The sequence below is a fragment of the Deinococcus proteolyticus MRP genome (assembly GCF_000190555.1).
Taxonomy (GTDB): domain Bacteria; phylum Deinococcota; class Deinococci; order Deinococcales; family Deinococcaceae; genus Deinococcus; species Deinococcus proteolyticus.
On record NC_015162.1, the window covers coordinates 158,165 to 177,141 of the forward strand.

Below are 18,977 nucleotides of genomic sequence, written 5' to 3' on the forward strand. Positions count from 1 at the left end.
TGACCATCCAGATTCGCTTTCAGACTGAGAAGCATGTACTACGCCTCGGTCACTTCGTACACGGCAGGCATGCCTCCTGGTCTGGCGCTGGTGCATGACGCTCAGGTGCAGGCCTACATCGCCACGGACGACCAGCAGTGCCGTTTCATGAAGCGCGCCCTGAAACTGGTCGAGAACTGCACGGAGCTGACCCTGTGGTCTGCAGACCAGCGACGGGCACTCGAACGGATGCTGAACCGTCCCCTGAAAGTCATGCCCATTCTGCTGGAGACTCAGCTGGAGCAGCTCGGCTACCCCAGTCTCAGCCCGGCCTACGCCTGCATTCGGCTGGGCCTGGATGAACCGGGAGAGGACGCGCTCTCACAGGCATACGCCCTGAAAGCACTGCACGGGCACCTGGATAAGCTGAGTGCGGCTGCTCCCATGTGTGCTCCAGTCCGTTCTGTTCAGCCGGCAGTCTGATCGGCCGGGCCTCTGAGCGGTGTAAATCGCTGAGGGTACTCACGGTTCAGCGCCGCCAACCAGAGCAGCGCCTGCTGGCGGTTGGGATAGCGTTCCAGCATCCTGATGACCTCACGGTCAAACGTCTCGGGCGTCAGGACAATCAGGCGTTCGCGCTGTACAGCCACAGCGCAGACCAACGGCGCGTAGAGGTCCGGCAAGTCGGCCGGGTTTCCCTGCAGTAAAGTTTGCGCGTCCACTTCAGCGGTCCAGCCGTCAGCCAAACGGTACTGTCCACCCTGGGCGCGGGTGATGACGGTGTCGCTGCCACTGACGCCGGTCGCTTGCAGGCGGTCCCGCAGACGGGAGACGGCTGTGCGGAGGGTTCCCGATGGGTTGCGGCCGGCATACAGCGCCCCAGCCAACTCGGTGGCGTCCTGGGGGCCCAGAGCCAGCGCGGACAGCAACAACAGATGCCTGTCGCTCAATTCGATGGGTTGGCCGTCCAGCTCGGCACGGAGGCCACCCAGCAGCCGCAGACGGAAATGGTGATCAGTGCGCATGGAAGGAGGCCGCAACAACACGTGGTCAGCCCGGTCCGCCTCAGACAGGCTGCCTAGTCCCTCAGGCAGCGGCTGCCAGTTCTCCCACAGCAGGCGCTGTCCTTCAGGGAACATTTCGGTTCGGCTGTCGCCGGCCACGCGGCGCAGCAACAGCCCGACCTCACGCAGGGACGTGGCACGGCTGGTCGCGGGCCGCTCACCGCGAATCAGCTGCAACGCAGCCCCGGCCTCGGAAATCCAGGCTTCCAGGTACGTTTCACTGGCCGCAATGTGAATCAGCTGAATCCGCACGTCTTCAGCGCGGCTGTAGCGGCGGAAGTACACCAGCGTCAGAAACATCGTCTGCAAAATGCGGGAAAGGAGCTCGTCATCCTGAGCTGAGCGGGCCAGCACGGCCGCCTGGTCCAGTCGGCGAAGTGCTTCGTCTTCGTCGAACTGCCGCCAGGCCAGCAAGCCGCTCAGGTGCTGAACATTGGCGTCGAACCAGTAGCCGTTTTCCCGCAGCGGAAGCAGATTAAGCAGTTGTTGGGCTTGCGTGTGTAAGCTGCAATCGCTCAAAGCCTGAATCAGCGCAAACGCACCACGCACGTTTTGCAGCATGGCCGTCACAGTCGGTTCAAGGTAGTAGTGGTGATACACCTGGGAAACAATGTCGTTGCCGCGTTCCGGCTGTCCGGTCTGCAGCAGGGCCTGGGCGTACACCACCTGTCCGAGAATGGTATGCCTGGCCTGAGCTTCTTCGCTGAGCAGATAGATGGCCCGCTGCGGCTCCATGCTCTGGAGGTGCAGCAGGGCCTGCCAGGCAATCAGGCTCGGCTCAGCCTGCCCACCTTCAAGCAGCCGGTCCAGGCCGCTGCGTGCGGCACCGAGCCGGCCCAGCCGGAGCAGCAGCTCCGTTTGGATGACACCAAGTTTCTGACGGTCTCCACCGTCTTGTAGAGCCAGTGCGGCAATTTCCAGAGCTTTGCGCAGCGCTGACTTTTCCGAGGCGGTTTCCAGCACAGCGCGTGCGAGCATGGTCCGCTCTTCGGTGGTCAGCAGCCGGTAGTACGGCTCAAGGCTGGCAATGATCTGTCCCCACTGGCCCTGCCGGAACCACGCAGGGAGATACTCACGGGCCACGGCGAGCACGCCTTTGGTGTCCCCACTCTGGGAACGCAGTTCCATCGCCCGCACCGGCTGGGTGTCCTGAATAACGTCAGCAAGCCGGTCTTCGAGCTCACTGCGTCTTTTCAGTCGGCCCAGCATGGCCTCCCGAATCAGCGGGTGGGGATGAATCTGCTCCCCGAGAGCTTCCAATGGCCAGCCGTAGGCCTCGATCCGCTGCAGGTAATCGTGCGGTAGCCCTAAAGCGGTCAGTTCGCGCTGCTGCTCACGCCCATGACCCCAGCCCAGCAGCAAGGAAGCAGCGAGCAGTTCGGGCTCTGACGCTTCCATCTGGCGCACCAGCTGCAGGCAGTACCGCTCAATATCACTCTGCCCGGAACGCTTGAACAGGTCGATGATGGCTGGCCAGTGCCGCAACTCTTCAGCGTCCTCAGGACGAACACCCAGCTCCGCAAGCTCCTGAAGGGTGTACTGCATATGCTCGGCCTGGAGGACATAATCCCTGGGATAGGCATGGTTGGCTATAAATGGGTAACCAGCCAGTACAAAACGGAAGCGCTCAGAGCTCAGATGCGCAAGCTCGGAAGCAAACACCACCGCTTCTTCAGAAGCCAGACCGTTGACCACCAGAAGAAGCGGCTCTGACCAGCGCTCCAGATCACGGGCAATCAACCGCGCCAGACCGTGAGAACTTTCCGCCCGACTGATCGAAGCGTAGTCCGAATAGATAGAGTTGAAGACATCCGTATTCAGCTGCCGGGTCATGGTACGGGTCAGCCGGTCTGCCAGATGGGGAGCGAGACGGTCATCTGGCGTACAGCTGATCTGTACGTGCGTCTGCGGAAAATCACGCAGGTAATCCCCAATCAGTTGGCTCTTTCCATATCCACGGGGCGCAGCCAGGAAAGTCACCCTGGCGTGATGCATTGCACGCGTCAGTCGGTGTCTGATGAGGTCTGCCATCCCCTCAATCATACTGTGCCATGAAACAATTTGTTCTCATTGCACCCAAATGTTACAGGGAAATATGAGAGCGTTACGCCTTATCCCGGACAAAGTGTGGCTTTTCTCCACCTGAGTCTTAATACTTCGGGCCTCAAAAGGCGATTGGATCTCCTTTTACCGGGCTCTGAAAGAGGGAGTTGAGGGCTGAGAAGCACCAAACGCCCGTGAAACGCAAGATACATCACATAACAGCGGCTATCTTGTCCCGGACAAGTCCAGGTCAAAAAGAATATTTATCGTTCCAGAGGGATTATTTCCCAGGGGACTAAAATGTTACACGCGGGCATCCAACAATACATGGCGTGAACGCCGAACTGCACCGACAACTCCTGATCCATGCCCGGAGCGGCATGACGATCCCTGAGCTGTTCGAGCACGTCCGCTGCCTGGAACTGTGCGGCAACGTTCGGGTTGTCCGTTCTGCCATCAAGCGGCTGACGGCAGAAGGACTCATGGCAAGTGTCGGCGGTAATTTGAAGGTGTATTTCAGCACCGGCCCCCGCCTGAAGCGCCGCATTCGTGCGTACTTCAGAAGTTATGGCGAGAAAATCGAATCGCTGCTGAGCAAGCAGCCCGACTGGATCAGCATGAACGACCTGCGTGCCCTGCTGGCCCAGGACGAATCCAGTATCGGCGCCGATAACACCCTGATCGGTGAGGCGCTGGAGTGGATCAAAGACCGCATCGAAATTGGGCAAACGCGGGCGCGGCAGTTGCTGCGGCACATCCACCGCTATCCCGCACCAGCAGAACAAAAAGCCGTACAGGATCAAACGGCACAGGACATTCAGCGGGCTGCGCAGGCCTGCCTGGAGCGCGCCAATGCTGGGCGCTTCGCATATGCCGACCTGCAGCGGACGGCGCACCTTATCCGGGTCTCGCTGCCTGAAAAAGAGACGGTACTGAACTATCTGGTCCAGTCCGGTATCTGTACCCGCATCACGACCACCCTGATTCCAATGTTCGAAGCTGGGGAGCAGCTGTATGGCGACGCTCCCCCAATGAGCATCGTCATGCAGGACATCAGCGCCGCGCAGCAACAACCACACGCAGATGCTGAAGTCGGTGCCCAGGGCAAGAAGATTCAGATTATTCACTCGCCCAAACAGGACACGCACAAGCGCGCTATGCAGGTTCAGCCGACCGATGGCCGCATTCTACGCCCTGTAACCGGCACTCCCGGAGGTAGACATGACAACAGAAGAATTAACCCGCAACCCAGCGCCAGCTCGCCAGGGCCGCAAGAAGCAGAAGCAACCAGTCGTGCAGCGCCCCGTACACGGCGTCTACCTGCACGTCAGCAAAGAAACCGCCACCATCATGCATACGCACGAGGACATCGGACGGTTCTTCCACATCAAGCTCAACCCGGAGTTGCCGGCCAAGGAGCGGTTCCACGCCGTACTGTACGAGGCCCTCAGCGGCTGTCCTTACGGCAACACCGTGTACATCTATTCGGGGCCGGAAATTCGGGACATCATTCGCAATCAGGGCATGACCAAGGAATGCCAGCGCATGCAGAAAACCAAGGATCTCAAGCTCCGCAGCGGCAGCGTGGATTACCTGAGTCCTCTGTGGCAGCGCCTGCTGCAGCATGCCAGCAACGAGGGACTGCCCAGCACCAGCCGCATGGCCGATTACGAGCTGTCAACCTACGCCATCACGGACGCCCGCAAGCGCACATACGCCGCAGCAATTCTCTACGGAGACAACCAAATCCACATCCACGAAGTGAAAAGCGCAAAGCTCGACATGCTCGAAGCCGAACTCAGCGCCGTTGATGGCGTACTGAGCTACCTGCCGGCCGGAAAACGTGTGGAGATGCGTCATACCGACCCTGATCTGCAAAGTTTCTGGAACAATCCTGAACCGTTTTTCAAATCCCACCCTGGTACCCGGCGTATCGCCGAGTCCGTCGGTAAACACATCGAACGTGGAATCCGTTTTGAGGCTCCTGAGTCCTATACGCCCGGACTCATGAGCAGTGCCACCGAGTGGTTGGTCGGACGCGCCTTAGGAACATGGGGCTAAGTCTCACCGATACAGCGCTGCTCAGTGCAACTCAGATCGACAAAGCCCTGTCGCAACAGCGTCAGGGCGGCGGCTCGGCACTGCGGGTTCTGGAAATCGCTCTGGAACAAGATGAGCTGAATGCCCTTTGGAAGCGGACCGCAGATACCCTGAACCGCAATTTCTATGCCAGCAGCTTCGAGATCGGTACCCTGGAAGAAGCCTGCCCCGGGCCCGACGGTATTCTCAAACCCATTCTGAGCCGCGAAGCCGCCCTGACAAACCTGACACTGGCCCAACGCCAGGAAGGAACGAACCTGCTGCTGCTGACCGTCGACCCCTACTTTCAGGAGGAACCGGTCGAACTGCTGACCAGGGCCAAACAGATCAACGCGTTCGGTATTGGGCATCTGAAATACTCGGTCATTCCTCCGGAACTGTTTCGCCGCTGCATGGACTTTGCCTACCCTCCCCAGATCTATGGACCGATGAGCCTGCACGAAAGCCTGGCCCTCAAGGGTCTGGTCAGCCTCCGGGAGCTCATGGCGTACAGCGATCTCGAAGACGCTGTGAACGACGGTCTGATCCGTGAACAGGATTATGTGGCCTGCGTTGCCCGGCAGATCGAATTGCCAGAGTATGACGGACGCCCCCCCACACTGACCGAAAGCCTCATCCCCAGAAGTCTTGAAGAGCAGCAGCTGCTCTACTCGCATTCCATCGACGACACGGGGACGCTGGTGATCCTGACCGCCAGTTCACCCAGTCCCAATCTCACCACGCAACTGAGTCGCTTCAGCGCCCGCCCTGTGCGCTACGAGCTGACCACCAGCGAAATCATCACAGCCCTCAGGAGACACTATGGCCCTTACACTGATTGACATCAAAGACGTTCTCAAAACCTTCGAACACCATGCCCACGCCCAGATGTTCCTGACCGAACTGAAAAATGGCATCATCGCCAGAACGGTCAAAGCCATCCCCGGCAAGATGCAGACCCTGCGCATCGGCACAGCGCCCCTGGAGTACCAGAGCATGGTCATCATGGACACGCCGGAATTTACCGCCTGGCTGGAGCAAACGCGTAAAACCATCACCGAGACGCGGTACAACGACAGCAAGGTGGCCACTGTACGCAGCTACGAACAGCTGGATGAAAGCATGTTCGAACTGTTCGCCGCTCAAGCAGCGGAAGACATGCGCCTGACCCAGGAACAGGAAAAGACCAAACAAGGTCAGGAAAAGGACAAGGGAAAAGCGGCCCAAGCAGAAGCCAACGCCGAAACGCAGATGCCCAAACACACCGCTGAAAGCAGCCAGGAGACCGACCAGGCCGTATGAGCCTTTTGCAGGCGGCACTGGGGGCCAGTGATCTCGGCTGGAACGTGCTTCCTGTCGACCATCACAAACGTCCTCACCGCCGCCTGACCCTGACCGGCCACAGCCAGACCAGAGACGGCAAAACGGCGCCTTCCTGGAAGCCTCTGCAGACGCAGCGCGTCCAGACCGAGTGGCTGCACACCTGGTTTACCCCGGACGTTCCTGGCCTCGCTGCCGTCACCGGAGCCATCAGCAGCCTGGTGGTGCTGGACTTTGACGGCGAAGCAGGCTGGGCACTGCTGCGGAAATGGGGCCTTTCCCCCAACGCCCTGAGCGGCAGCGGCAGCCCACATGTCTATTTCGAGCACCCCGGCTGGCATGTCCGCACCGTCGCCAGTGGCAGTCTGAAGAACCCCCCGTTTCCCGGCCTTGACGTGCGGGCCGACGGGGGCATGATCGTGCTCCCCCCCAGCCACCTGAGCAACGGCGCTTACCGGATGCTGGACGTTTCCCCCCAGCCTGTAGACACCCTCCCCGAAGCTGTGGCGCTCTGGGTGGGCCTGCTCCCCACACCGGCCGTCACTCTTCCGGAAGCACCACTCCCGGAAGCCGGCACGGACAACGATCTCAGAGCGCTGCTGGATGAAGCAGTCAGCCGCAGTGCACAGGGGCGCAATAACGCGGGGTACTGGCTGGCCCGTCAGCTGGCCGCACAGGGCTTGACCCGCTCAGACGCCGAGCCCTGGATACGGCGCTTTCAGGCCACGATGCCGGACACCGACAGCCAGGGCCGGCGCGATCCGTACACCCTCACGCACGCCCTGAGCAGCCTCCACAGTGCTTATGCCAGCCCAGTCCGCTCGCGCGGAGCCAGACGGACAACTCAGGGCATGTCGCTTCAACAGGTGCAGGTGGCATTGCCGCGCCTGAACGCCTCCCAGCGGGCCGAGCTGGCCCGGTTGCTGGCCGGGGCTGCCTACCGCCTCGGCGGACTGGAGATGGCTGCGGCCACACTGCGCGAGGTTGGCCTGGATCAGAGTTTCGCCACGTGGGCGCATGAGCAAGCGCAACGGAATGTCAGTCTCCCTGGTTGGCCCAGGGTCGAACGTTTTTTGAAGCAGCTGCGCTAGGCACATGCTAGACTGAATGCGTTCGGGCTTCGGCCCAGGACCCGTCACCCGACGGTTCGCGTGCGGTTGTTTCCGCACACGGGTGTTCACGCGCCCGCCCCTTTTCACTGGGGCGTGCGTGAACGCGCCCCCCTTTTCATTAGGGGGGGCGCTCGCCCCCCCGGAATGGAATCAAGATGTTCCGAGTGAATCTGTTTGGTATCCGTCAGGGCGATTACATCCGAGGTGGCCTCACGGCCTACCTGGTGGCTTTCGTGGCCGATAAGGGCCAAGCGATACCCGCCGAGATTGTGGCTCTGGCCGCCCGCAAGGGTTTCGCCATTGTTGCCGACAGGGGCCGCACGGCCCTGGTGCAGGAAGTCTCCCTGGTGGAGTACGCACTGCATAAGTACGGTGGGCAAGAAACACTCATCGCCGACATCCGAAAGGATCTTGGGAGCGACGGCCTTGTCGCTCCCGCTATGGGTTCTCCTGAAGTGGACGCCCAAGCTCCACATCCCAAAGCGAAAGCTGAAGGACAACGGAAAACCACGGGGGCCAAGTCTTCCAGGACTGCCTTGCAGGCAGAACCAAGCCTGCAAGAACCCGGATACGTCCGCGCAGACGGAGATGCGATTCCTGACGTCGTTGCTTACGACAATGGCGATGGCGGCGGCATTGACCGCGAGCCAGACTGGGGTTGGGACGGCAGTCCCGACTTTTACAACTGAAGTCTGACGACTTCCGGGTGTTCACGCACCCGCACCTCATTCACCTGGGGTGCTCGCGTGGACGTGCCCCCTTATTTGCTCAGGGGCATGCTAAACCCCTGGAAGGAAGTCCAAGATGGCCAGAATGTCCAAACTGCAGCTGATGGAAGCTGCCCTGGAGCGCACCCGCTCTTTGCCCTCCATGGGCAAAGAATGGGTGGATAGCGATATCCAGCTCCTGCAGCAGTCCGCAAGGGGGGTCAGTTTTGACCTGACCCAGCGAACGCGCGCAGACGATACTGGCGCTTATTACGAGCGCCGCCTCTTTATCGATCAAGGCGTCCTGATGGGTGACCTGAACGGTTGCCTGATCGATGAGAACTTTCGCCTGCAATACGACGACTGGACGACTGACTGACTGATTCCTCTACGGATACGGAATCTAAGCCCCCCACTCTTAGGAGGGGCTTAGATCCCCCTCCGGAACAGGAATTCAAGATGACGAAAGTTAAAAACCCGCTGACCCTCCCCGTGTCTTACGCCGAGCTGATTGCTCGGACGAAAGGTCGGGCTGAAGCCTCCTCCGCAGAGCGGATGTTCGCAGCTCTGCAAGAGCACGGCGACACCCGTGAGTGGCTGGAAAAGTGCAAGGCGAAGGCCTTCGAGAAGGGGTTCACCCGCGAGGTGCTACCCATGCCGGCTTACGGCAACCAGGCCGAGCGGATGGCCCAGGCCATCGTGCGCGACGCCATCTTCGCTGCGGCGAAGAACGTCCGCGGCGGCACCATCACGGTGCCTGGCATGGGCAAGTTCGATCTGACCGAGCGGGACATGCTGTCCCCCCAGGTGCAGTACGGCCTGGGAGGAGGCTCCATCCCACTGGAAGCGCTGAGTGCGCTGCAAGCCCTGGACGACATTAGTTTTGTTGTCGATACGGAGCAATTGCAGCAGGAAGCAAACACTCAGCCTGAAGACTGGGCGCACGGAGAGCACAAGCTTCAGAGCATTGAACTCGGCGGTACGGCGGCTTCGTCCGCCACGACCGCTGAAGAAGCACTGGCCATGTTGGACAAGGGCGACGTAGACCAGGAAGTGGTATACCAGCTCCAGTCCATGAGCCGTGAGAAGGTGGCCGAAGCTCGCCGACTGTACGACGGGTTCAAACTCCAGCCCTGGCTGGAGGATGAGGACCGTTCCTACACCCCGCTGAAGCGCAAGCCAGAAGCAATGAAGCGCGTCCAGCGTGAGATCAGTGGTTCTGTCGTCATTCGTGGCGACTGGGACTCTCTTCAGGTGCCCCGGCGTCTCAAGGCTCTGGCGTTTGACCGGCTGGTGGACCTCTTTGAGGCCGCCTTCCGCCGCAAGGTGGGTCAGCAGGGGCGGTTCACCGTGACCGCCAATACCGACGACATGGTTGGCAAGGCTGCCATCATGGCCGCCAAGCGGCTGGAGCTCAAGACCGTCAGCAGTCAGCTGGCCGGGTACAAGTTTGAACCCGCTGGCACCGACGCCCGCTTCTGCGGCAGCTTCCCGAAAGGGAGGGCCCTGGAGCGTGCCCGGTACGACCTGGCCGATGAGCTGGGCAGCCTGGGTGCAGAGCTGATCACCCTCGGTTCTTCCGAGCAGATCAGTCTGGCTCAGAGCCTATTCAGCGAGCGGTACGGCAAGTCCGTACAGACGCTGGACAGCATCTGGGCCAAGCACAACGGCCTGTACTGAGCCTCCTGACAGGTGCTGCACGCACTTAACCCCTCATTTTTTAGTGGGGGACGCGGTGCAGCGCAGCCCCCCAAAGGAGAATCAAGATGCAGAACACATACGAACAGCAAGCCCGGAACTTCTTTAGCCAGGAAATCCTCGCAGACCTTGGTTTGCAGGACGACATTCTGGCCGAAACCATTCTGAGCAACAGCCTCGATCTGCAGGTGCTGGAGTTCACCCTTGATGGGGAAACCCAGTTCGCCTACGGCGCGCCTTTCGAGGCGGCCATCCGGATCAAGAATCGGGTGCGCCAGCAGTACGAAGGTCACCACCTGGCCTTCGGACTGGACAGCGTGCGGCTCTCGCAGCTGCACCGGTACCCAGATATGTTCGCTCGGTATCACGACGCTTGAACCATACCGGCAGAAGGCCCTAAGCCCCTTACTCAAAAAGAAAGGGGGCTGCGGACACAGCCTCCTTTCGGAACAGGAAATCAAGATGAAAACCAAGAGCAATAGTACCACCGCACTGGGCTACCTGGCCCAGCAGATGACCAAAGGCTCCGTTCTGGCCGGTACCGGCCACCGCCCCGACAAGTTGGGAGGCTACGGCTTTCCTGGCTTGCAGGAAGTGACCAGCTTCACGGGCCCCTTCTCTTTCCTGGGGAACTTCCACAGTGAGAAAGCGGTGCGTTACGGCGCACTGCAGTTTCAGACCCTCGAAGCGGCCTTCCAGGCTGCAAAAACCGGGGACGTGGACATTCAGCGGCGCATTGCCGCCGCTCCCTCTCCGAAAGAAGCCAAGGCCATCGGCCGCGCTCTCCAGCTCCGCGAGGACTGGGAAGACATGAAGGAACAGGTCATGCTGGATTTGCTCCGGGAGAAGTTCTCCCACCGGGTCTACCGCGAGCAACTGCTCGGCACCGGCTTGGTGCCGCTGATTCACAACAACGCCCACAAGGATGCCTTCTGGGGCGTCTATAAGGGCGAGGGACAGAACCGTCTCGGTAAGTTGCTGATGCAGGTGCGTGAGGAGATCCGCGCTGGCATGACCGAAGAGCAGCTCCGCTGCTTCGGGCAACCCCAGGAGGTGCTGGTTGAGATCGCGCTGGAGCAGCTGCAAAAGCTGCAGCCCAGCTGCGTGATCACCGGCATGGCGCTGGGGTGGGATACCGCCCTGGCCATTGCCGCCGACATCATGGGCGTGCCCTTCGTGGCTGCCGTGCCGTTTCCTGGTCAGGCAAATGCCTGGCCTAAGCAGACGCAAAAGCAGTATCACGACCTGCTCGGCAAGGCCAAGTACGTGGTCGTCACCGGCTCCAACGAGCTGGCCGAAGCCGACATCAAGGCCGCCATGCAATGGCGCAATGAGTTCATGGTCGACAACTGCACTGCAGTGCTGGCCATGTACGACGGCACGCCCGGCGGAACCCACAACTGCGTGGAGGACGCCAAAGAGCAAGGAGTAGGTGTCATCAACGCCTACCCCGCCTGGGCCAACAAAGCCGGATACACCGAGTCCGATAAAAAGGACGTCCGGTACGCCATTCATCCCCAATGGGGACGGGTGGAGGTGCTGGAAAGCCCAGAGGGTAAAAACCTTAGGGCGGTGGCTGTGCAGTTGCCTGACGGCCAGCGGCATGTTGCCCGCCGTCAAGACCTCAAGGCCATCTAGTGCCCCTCCCCAGCTGACGCCGGGGACGCCACATTCGTGGCGACTGGCAGCTCCAAAGGCATCCACGTGCCTACACCCTTTTCGGGGGTGCGCGTGGAACTGCGCCCCCGATTTTTCCAGGGCGCAAGCCCAAGGAGAATCAAGATGACCACCAAAACCAAAGCTGCACCCCGCATCAACCTGACCGCCAAAGCCGTCCTGACCATGGCAAAGAGCACCCGCCCAGCCGAAGCGGTAGGCGGCGTTCTAGACCAGTTTCAGATCGCCCGCCGCGCTGTCGAGCAGGAGTTCGTCCTGCTTACTGAAGCGCAAGAGGTGGACCTGATCCGCATCCTGGACTCAGACTTCACCAAAAACGTCAAGGCCGCTGCCGGCCAGCTGCTGTTCCGGGCCCACGCGCCCACAGCACTGCTGCTGGCCGTGCAGGAATCCCGCCGTTATGGTGTGGAGTTTCAGGACGCCATGAGTGCCGCGTATGCCGCACTCTGGCAGGTGATAGGTCGCTGGGATGCCGGCAAAGGCATGAGCCTGTCCGCCTTCGTGCGGATGGCGCTGCCCGTTGAGTTTGGCCGCCAGCGCCAGCTCGGTGAAGGCACCACTCAGAAAGGCTGGAAAGAAGTGGCTGTGCTCACAGCCATGAACGAGCTTGAGGGTGCACTTCACGCCCCCATCCACACCGGGTACGCCCAGGTGGACGGCGTGAACGGCCACAAGACCAACACCACGGCCATCTTCACTGGCAAAGGGCTGAATAAGCCCCGCGTCTGGGACCGTGCAGTGACCGGGTACCACACCCGCGAACTGAAGGCCGCCAAAGCGGAGCTGCTGGAACTGGGCGTCAAGCTCACCAGCCGCCGCAGCCTGCGCGCCGTGTTCGCACGGCCCGCAAGACCTATTCGCCGCGAGGACATCACCCCCGCACTGGTGCAGGCCGAAATGCGCCGTCACCGCACAGTGAAGGGCCTCCCCTTCTCTGAGAAAGAATGGTCCCTGGGTCAGGTCAAGCTGATCATGGACAACCTCAAAACGGTCGTGTCTTACGACGCAACCCTGAACGAGGACAGTGAGACCACCTTCGCCGATCTCCTCGGCTATGAGCCTGAGTGGGACCGAGAAGAAGAAAGGGTGGTGCTGGTCCGGCAGGAGTTCACTGATGCGTTCAAGCCGAAAGTGGCCCACAAAGCCATTGACGCCGAGACCATCAACGTGCGCCCCAACCGCAGAAAGTTCCAGCGATTCGCCAAACGCGATTTCGTACTGACCTTTCTGGTTGGCACGCCGCAGAACTGGACTTTGCCGCAGGTGGCCGCCATCCCTGAGTTTTCTGAGGGACAGTTGGCCGACGCGAGCTTCATTGCGGGAAAACTTCAGGAATCTGGCCTGTGGGAAATTGCGATGAGCATTCCTGTGGACCGCTTTCTCGAAGCGCACCAGAATAGTGACTCGGTTGCTTTCGCCACCCTGGCCAGCAACTATGGCGTGCGCATCAAGCATGCCAAGGAGATTTGCCGCATCATCGATGTGTCCTTCTCCGAATATGGCCGCGACAAAGCCACCCGGCTGAGTTGAGGTCCAGCTCAGAACTCCGGTTCTGAGCACCTTCCGCCCTACGTTTCAAGCCTCTTTGGGACGATCATTCCCCGCCCCCGCCCGGCGTAAAACGAGCCGCTGACCGCGAAACCGTCACCCCGTTCCCTACCAGTGGGAACACCCAGGCACTGCGTCCTGGTGCCCGATGATTCATTTCATCGGGCCTTTTCCTTTTTATATGTATTGACAGATGATTTTGAAAGCAGGCAATGTAAACTTATGAACACTTCTATTCAAGAACAGCTTGTGAAACAGGTGCTGGCTGACTACGGTCTGAGCTCTATTTACCGCTCTCACACGGTGATTAACGGCTTTGTGATGCTGAATCTCCAGGGCAACGTGAACATGGACCGATTGATCGACTCGCGTCACTTGCGCCGGGCCGCGGAAACGCTGGGGCTGATGGAGATCCTCTACGGGGGAGACCTGCTGAACGTGACCACCAGCGAACGGCACCTGATCGTGGTGAGTGCTGAGGACCAGTACGCTGCCGAGCTGGCCCGCGTCCATATCAACAATGCTGCAGAGGACATCAGCCGGCTGCTGAACGACGAACGTCTTCAGGGGATTGCTCCCGCGACCGCTCTGGAAACCTTGCGGCGAATCATAGAAGCCGACGATGAAATCGGGGAGCTGGCCGACACCCCCTTAGATATCGGCGCCTCACGTCAGGAGCGGCTGGCCCGCGCCCGTGCCATGCGGGGAAGCAGGGTGTTTCCCGACCAGCAGACCGTGCGCCCTGAACGCGAACACAAGCCGGTCCCCTGCCCTGTAGAACTTGACAGCGACGAACCCTTTTAAGCACCGAACCAACCAGATTCGCAGGCATGATAGGAGACGTGAGCAGACTGGTCCGGATCACCTACGCGCCTCCCCTGTTGCCTGTGGAGTGTCACGTCCGTTCAAGAACGGAGCTGGCAGAGTTCCTGATGGAGCTTGATCTTGGCAATGGTGTAGAAGCCTGGGAAAAAGGACAGTACGCGTCGGGACACACAGTCATCGAGTGTTATCCCGTCAGCAAAGCTGCCCGGTTCTGTCCGGTCTGTTCCAGAGCTGTGCCTCAGATCATGGCGCCAGACTCCACGCCCTGGTGTCACTGCAAAGGAGAATTATGAAGAGATTACTGATGCCCGCCCTGTTGCTGAGCCTGACTGCCTGTGGAGCGCCTGGCAGCGGCTTCGAGAACCCGTTCACGGTGCCCATCACGCTGCAGCTCACTCCCAGCCAGGTCAGCCTGACACCCGGTGCCAGCAATCATGTGTCGGTCACGGCCAAAAGCGGCGACCAGCTGCTGGGCGCACCCAAGGTGGAGGCCTTCGGCAACTCGCAAATCACAGCTGTTCCGGATGACAGCGGCTTTACCGTGACCGCTTCCGCTCAGGCTGCCCCTGGTACGTACGCGTTCAATGTGACGGGCACGTACGCTTCAGGCAAGGGCTCAGCCCCCTTTACGGTGACCATTGCGGCTCCCGAAACCAAGCCGGATACGGCCGCACTGGCATTTACTCCTGGCGCGCTGACGCTGAGCCAGGGACAGAGTATGGCGACCGCGCTGACACTCCGCCAGGACGGCAACGTCCTGGACCTGCCCGCAGTGAGCCTGACGGTACCCAGCGGCATCACCGCCGTTCAAAACGGCACCACGGTCACGGTATCCGCCGGCGCTTCGGCCGTCCCGGGCAGCTACATCATCGTCGCCAGCACCGCACTGAACGGCAAAACCTATCAGGCCACACTGCCAGTCACCGTCACGAAAGCCGAGGCCCCCAAATGAAGAAATCACTCCTGATACTGCTGGGTATGCTCAGCTGCACGGGTGCCCAGGCCGCCACGGTGCCCAGCCGGTATCTCGAAGACAACATCACTCGAAACTACTACATGGATGAATTGGAACACTGCCCAGGTCTGCTGGAAATGCGTCCCGGCGACCTGTGGACCATCACCTTTCCTGAAACCATCCGCGATTCGTTCATTACCCGTGAAGGGGTGATCGACCGTCAGGTGGTGGACAACCGCCTGGTGATGGCCGCTGTCGGCAACACCGGCAGCACTCCGGTACTGGTCATGACCACGGACAGCAAAGCGCCGCGTTTCCGGGTGGATATCAAGTCGGGTGAAGGTGGGCGCAACAAGAATGTCATGGTGCTGCCCGGCCTGCCCCCTGGCGGTACCCAGTGCCCCGGCGCCCAGATTTCCGCTGTATCCAGGCCTGGAGGCCCGCTTACGGACGCAGGTATGACTGCGAGCCTGCCCGGTGCCGTCTTCCCAAAAGCTGAAGGCCGAGTTCGGGCGGCCGCTCCCAGTTACCTGCAAGCCGACCTGAAACGAACGGGTATGGACCTGCAGATCACCCTGAACAATACCCTTGAAAGCGATCTGGCACTGGACGGTAAGGACTTACGCATCGGCGGCATGCCTACCGCACTGGACCGCTTTTATCTGATTCCTGCCAGCAGCAGCCTGAACATCACCGTGCCCACCGCCGCCTACGGCGAGTTCCAGTGGCCCGGCGTGATCATTGGCAGCGCCGAGCCGTTCACCATCACCGCCACGCTGCCGTGACTGTCCTGCCAGAAGACCTTCAGCGCGCCCTGCGGCTGCTGAAGCTCTGGCGGACGGTGCGCCCAGGCACCCACTGGCTGGGGCTTCCTACCGATGTCCTGCAAGGCGCTGGCCTGGTCCACGAAGTGCTCACTGCGCTGGGACCAGGCCTGGTGCTGTCGCCTGCTGGCAGCCGGCTGCTGGGCAAACATCACACCCTGCCGTCCGAAACGGTGGTGGCCAACACCCTCTACCAGCAAGACAGCTGGCCTGTGCTCAAGGACCTGGGCTTCGACCTGCTCAGCCCCGGCAAAAGCCCTTACCGCAATGTCAGGAAAGCAGGCCGGTACTCTCCCCTGCTGGGGCGCTTTACCGGCCACGGCTATGACGACAAGACAGTCGAACACCACTGGCGCAAACTGGAACCGGACCTGCTGAGCAGAGGCGCTGAACTGATCATCCTGCATCCCTGCCCGGAACGGCTTACCCAGCGCCCAAAGCTGCGGATCGTACCTGTGCTGCCACGCTGGCAGTAATGTCTGTCACCACAAACTCCCGCTGAGACGAGGCATAACGGCTGCGAAGATGTGACGCCCGCACGGGACTGGGTGTTCCCCAAACCACCTGATCGAAGTCCGCAAATGTGCGCAGTTTCTCGCGCACTATCTTGGGCGGATACCCTGCGTCAAACTCCACCGCCACCACCTGTTCGCCCGGTTGCCAGATGGCGTCCGGGCGATTCGCTTTCATACCGGGTTCAGGCACCCAGTCTTCAACCCGCGCCCCCAGCTGGGTCCGGAGCTGCGCCGTGCCGGCCAGATGGGCCAGTTCCCAGGCTGGAGTCCAGCGCAGCAGCGCCTCATCTGCAGCAATGAACGTCGCACGCACAGAACGGTTCGAGACGTTCAGGGGCTTGAACTCGACTTCCCGGAGGGCGAAATGGGGGCGGAGTTCTTCAGCCGACATCCCGTACCGCTGCTCTGCCATCCTGAGCGTCATAACACGGTCCACCTGTAAGTCCAGGCGGGCCAACCTGACCCGCCTGTGCCCAGGAAGGTATTTACTGAGCACGCACCACCACAGAGATTGGAGTGCCCGGTTTGATCTCAGCCACAGCCACCAGACCGCCTTGAGTGTTCGGAAAACGCACAGCGTCCGTGAGTACACCGCTGCCTGCGGCCACCCAGAAGTTCGGTCTGGTTTCCTGGGTCGTGGTCGTGGTCCCACCGATGGTCTGGGTCTTTTGGGTGCCGTTCAGATACGCCTGCCCGAAAGCCAGCGCACCCTTTCCGAAGCCGTTAAGGATATCTGCCGCCAACGTAGGGGCTTTGGTGCTGATATTCGCAGGGATACCAGGATAGCCGTCTCTGCCGTACGCGTCCGCAGCAATCGAATGAACTTCCCCCTGAATCAAGGCCTGATCGAACATGATCTGGACCCGTTTGGCTCCGTCCAACGAGGCGGTGCCTTTCCACACCACGCCGTCGGCCGTTCGGACATACACGGGAATCTGCCCCCCGGCTGCACTCCCCGAACCCTGATTGCCGGCCACCACCAGCGCCACGCCATACGAGAGCGCACCAGGGCGCTGCTCACCAGCTTTGGGCAGTGCTGCCCGACTGCTGCTAAAGGCGGCCGTCATGGTTCCCTTACCCGCAGAGGACGCCGAGGCCAACACCATCTGCGGCTGTTCAGCCGAAGCTTGCGACACGGACTCGGAACTTCCAGACCCGGCCACTGCACCTTGCTGCTCCTGACGGGCCTGTCCCACCGATTTGAGCACGACCCCCTGGGCTGCCGCTTCAGCCTGCTGCGAACCCTGCGAAATCAGGCCCACACGGGCTGTCTGGCCTGCCCCTTCGCCCTGTTGCCCCTGGGAAGAAACCGACTGCAATCCGCGTGCCTGAGCACCCTGCTCTCCCTGCCCAGAAGCGGAAGCCAGCAATCCCCGCGAAGACCCAGAAGACCCACCTGTTCCACCTTCGCCTGAAGCCTGGGCACCACCACTGGCCGACAGACTCCGGCCAGACGTGCCCTGGCCTCCGGTGCCCTGCGCACCACTGCCTGAAAGCGTCGGCTTTACAGCTGCGGCGTTGCCGCCAGGTGACAGCAGAGGCGGGGACTGTGCAGGCAGGTCCGCAGGAAGCAGCACCACATCCGATTCGGGTAGCCCGGTCTGTCCAGCCTGTGCCGTCTGTCCAGTTTTGGCAGACGCCGCACCCGCTCCCGGCGTCAGCGTCACACCGCCGCTGGCCGGCTCTCCTCCCCCGAGCAACGCTTCCAGCGCAGCGAGGTCCTCAGCAGACGGCTCAGCGGCCTGCGCCCCCTGTGCGCCAGTACCGCCATACTCCACCGCCGAAACCTGGGTACTGGGGTAGCTCACCGCATCCGGATAACTGGCTGTTTCCGGGTACGTCACAGGCGTGGTCTGGACCGTCACGGTGTCGGAAGGTTCCGGTGTGATGGTTGCAGAAGGGACCGGTCCACCTGCTTCTCCATCATCAGCAGCGCTGCCACTGGCCGTCTCTGTCCTGCCCGCGTTTCCAGCCACCATGTCCTCGAACATCGGATTGCGGGCGACACCGCTGCCCGGCCCAGTAATCGCTGTCACCTCGCCATCCTCAGTCTGCACTCCAGACGCCGTGGTCGTCGTGGTCGTGGTCGTACTGCTGACCGTCGCCACTTCCTCCTGAGGAGAAGGCTTGTAAAACGCCAGTCCCAGAAATGCCAGAACAGCCGCTCCAACAGCCAGATTGCGGAACAGCGGGTAGTTCGGCACCTCATCCCCGTTGACCGACTTGCGGGTCAGGTAAGGTGCGGCAATTTCCCGAATCCCACCTTTGGACCGCGCATTTTTGACCTGGGCCTCGACCAGCTCACTGCTCGCCAGCTCGTCCGGGTCGTATGGAGCGTTCGACAGCTCCTGCCCCAGCACCAGGTCTGCTCTGGAAACCTGGTCAACCAGGGTGTCCCACTCCGGCGTGTTGGGGTCGGGAAGTTCAGCCGTGTTGAACCCGAGGCGTTCCAGCTCCGGCCTCAACCCCTCAATTCGGTCTCTGTCCAGTATCAGTTTCGACATGCCCACATCTTGACTGCTGATCTGGTTGGTTCAGTCACTGGGTCGGGTCAAAACTACAATTTTGTAGTTTGACCAACCAGATTCGCACCCATGATGGAAGTCGGAGGGCATCCACACCCGGAGTCCT

The 18,977-nt window shown here is 61.0% G+C and carries 19 protein-coding genes; 15 read left to right on the plus strand and 4 right to left on the minus strand.

The features are described from left to right. Positions 1-33 precede the first annotated feature (33 nt). Complete coding sequence (locus DEIPR_RS12520; protein WP_013615948.1) at positions 34-462, plus strand: hypothetical protein; 429 nt, start codon at positions 34-36, stop codon at positions 460-462. On the opposite strand, the gene DEIPR_RS14675 is transcribed toward DEIPR_RS12520, so the two are convergent. Both DEIPR_RS14675 and DEIPR_RS12530 read right to left on the minus strand, forming a co-directional pair. Then, complete coding sequence (locus DEIPR_RS14675; protein ID WP_041223081.1) at positions 447-3,038, minus strand: AfsR/SARP family transcriptional regulator; 2,592 nt, start codon at positions 3,036-3,038, stop codon at positions 447-449. The two genes, DEIPR_RS12520 and DEIPR_RS14675, sit on opposite strands and share 16 nt — an antisense overlap. A 311-nt stretch (positions 3,039-3,349) precedes the next feature. Then, positions 3,350-4,213: a hypothetical protein gene (locus tag DEIPR_RS12530; RefSeq protein ID WP_041223082.1), complete on the minus strand. Its 864-nt coding sequence runs from the start codon at positions 4,211-4,213 to the stop codon at positions 3,350-3,352. 94 nt (positions 4,214-4,307) lie between these two features. Here DEIPR_RS12530 and DEIPR_RS12535 point away from each other — a divergent pair, with 94 nt between their 5' ends. The 14 genes from DEIPR_RS12535 to DEIPR_RS12605 all read left to right on the plus strand — a co-directional run bounded on the left by DEIPR_RS12535 (position 4,308) and on the right by DEIPR_RS12605 (position 16,307). Continuing rightward, a complete protein-coding gene (locus DEIPR_RS12535) occupies positions 4,308-5,147 on the plus strand; it encodes a hypothetical protein (RefSeq protein WP_013615951.1) in 840 nt (279 codons plus the stop codon). Further along, positions 5,138-6,007, plus strand: a complete 870-nt coding sequence (locus tag DEIPR_RS12540; protein ID WP_013615952.1) for a hypothetical protein — start codon at positions 5,138-5,140, stop codon at positions 6,005-6,007. The genes DEIPR_RS12535 and DEIPR_RS12540 overlap by 10 nt, the downstream gene beginning before the upstream one ends. Beyond that, positions 5,988-6,467 carry a hypothetical protein gene (locus tag DEIPR_RS12545; protein ID WP_013615953.1) on the plus strand — a complete coding sequence of 160 codons (480 nt, stop codon included), beginning with the start codon at positions 5,988-5,990 and terminating at the stop codon, positions 6,465-6,467. The genes DEIPR_RS12540 and DEIPR_RS12545 overlap by 20 nt, the downstream gene beginning before the upstream one ends. Then, entirely contained in the window at positions 6,464-7,576 is a 1,113-nt protein-coding gene (locus DEIPR_RS12550; RefSeq protein WP_013615954.1) for a bifunctional DNA primase/polymerase, read from the plus strand. The genes DEIPR_RS12545 and DEIPR_RS12550 overlap by 4 nt, the downstream gene beginning before the upstream one ends. Before the next feature lie 176 nt (positions 7,577-7,752). Next, complete coding sequence (locus DEIPR_RS12555; protein WP_013615955.1) at positions 7,753-8,286, plus strand: hypothetical protein; 534 nt, start codon at positions 7,753-7,755, stop codon at positions 8,284-8,286. A gap of 124 nt (positions 8,287-8,410) precedes the next feature. Then, positions 8,411-8,683 (plus strand): hypothetical protein, encoded by a 273-nt coding sequence (locus DEIPR_RS12560; RefSeq protein ID WP_041223085.1) that lies wholly within the window; start codon positions 8,411-8,413, stop codon positions 8,681-8,683. An 80-nt stretch (positions 8,684-8,763) separates the two neighbouring features. Then, the gene (locus tag DEIPR_RS12565; protein WP_013615957.1) at positions 8,764-9,984 is read left to right on the plus strand and encodes a hypothetical protein; all 1,221 of its coding nucleotides are present in this window, start codon (positions 8,764-8,766) and stop codon (positions 9,982-9,984) included. Between the two features lie 86 nt (positions 9,985-10,070). Beyond that, positions 10,071-10,379: a hypothetical protein gene (locus DEIPR_RS14265; protein WP_013615958.1), complete on the plus strand. Its 309-nt coding sequence runs from the start codon at positions 10,071-10,073 to the stop codon at positions 10,377-10,379. A gap of 85 nt (positions 10,380-10,464) precedes the next feature. Continuing rightward, positions 10,465-11,640: an NADAR domain-containing protein gene (locus DEIPR_RS12575; protein WP_013615959.1), complete on the plus strand. Its 1,176-nt coding sequence runs from the start codon at positions 10,465-10,467 to the stop codon at positions 11,638-11,640. A 144-nt stretch (positions 11,641-11,784) separates the two neighbouring features. Continuing rightward, positions 11,785-13,209: a DNA-directed RNA polymerase sigma-70 factor gene (locus DEIPR_RS12580; RefSeq protein ID WP_013615960.1), complete on the plus strand. Its 1,425-nt coding sequence runs from the start codon at positions 11,785-11,787 to the stop codon at positions 13,207-13,209. Between the two features lie 240 nt (positions 13,210-13,449). Then, positions 13,450-14,031, plus strand: coding sequence for a hypothetical protein (locus DEIPR_RS12585; RefSeq protein ID WP_013615961.1), 582 nt, complete (start codon positions 13,450-13,452; stop codon positions 14,029-14,031). A gap of 310 nt (positions 14,032-14,341) precedes the next feature. After that, a complete protein-coding gene (locus DEIPR_RS12595) occupies positions 14,342-15,004 on the plus strand; it encodes a COG1361 family protein (protein WP_013615963.1) in 663 nt (220 codons plus the stop codon). Further along, the gene (locus tag DEIPR_RS12600; protein WP_013615964.1) at positions 15,001-15,792 is read left to right on the plus strand and encodes a hypothetical protein; all 792 of its coding nucleotides are present in this window, start codon (positions 15,001-15,003) and stop codon (positions 15,790-15,792) included. The genes DEIPR_RS12595 and DEIPR_RS12600 overlap by 4 nt, the downstream gene beginning before the upstream one ends. Further along, entirely contained in the window at positions 15,789-16,307 is a 519-nt protein-coding gene (locus DEIPR_RS12605) for a hypothetical protein (RefSeq protein ID WP_013615965.1), read from the plus strand. Before DEIPR_RS12600 ends, DEIPR_RS12605 begins: the two co-directional genes overlap by 4 nt. On the opposite strand, the gene DEIPR_RS12610 is transcribed toward DEIPR_RS12605, so the two are convergent. After that, entirely contained in the window at positions 16,255-16,770 is a 516-nt protein-coding gene (locus DEIPR_RS12610; RefSeq protein ID WP_013615966.1) for a hypothetical protein, read from the minus strand. The two genes, DEIPR_RS12605 and DEIPR_RS12610, sit on opposite strands and share 53 nt — an antisense overlap. A 61-nt stretch (positions 16,771-16,831) precedes the next feature. Then, a complete protein-coding gene (locus tag DEIPR_RS12615) occupies positions 16,832-18,850 on the minus strand; it encodes a hypothetical protein (protein ID WP_013615967.1) in 2,019 nt (672 codons plus the stop codon). Positions 18,851-18,977 lie beyond the last annotated feature (127 nt).